The organism is Rhizobium sp. SVR5-2C (assembly GCF_056755115.1).
This window is the reverse complement of record NZ_JBNDHT010000685.1, coordinates 1-228: the sequence shown is the minus strand read 5'-3', so window position 1 is coordinate 228 and position 228 is coordinate 1. Positions and strand designations below refer to the sequence as shown.

At 59.6% G+C, this 228-nt stretch carries 1 protein-coding gene; it reads right to left on the bottom strand.

Annotated elements, in window-relative coordinates; translation table 11 throughout:
* Window positions 1-8: 8 nt before the first annotated feature.
* Window positions 9-228, bottom strand: a 220-nt coding sequence (locus ACPYOI_RS37365; RefSeq protein WP_481424342.1) for a hypothetical protein, incomplete at its 5' end; no start/stop codon positions are given.

Genomic DNA, 228 nt, shown 5'->3' with positions numbered 1-228 from the left:
CCAAACTACTACGCGTCTCGTGGGCTCGGAGATGTGTATAAGAGACAGCTTGCGGTCGCGATGTCCGCTATTCGCGCGGCGTGGAAGACGGGAAAGTGCGTCGCCGCCCTCACCTCGCCTGCGAAATCCAGATGCGGCGACGCAGGCATTCCCTGGATCGGGATGGCGTGGTTCAGTGGCGCATCGTGATCGATATGGCCCCAAATGAGGTTCAGGAAATAGACGGTG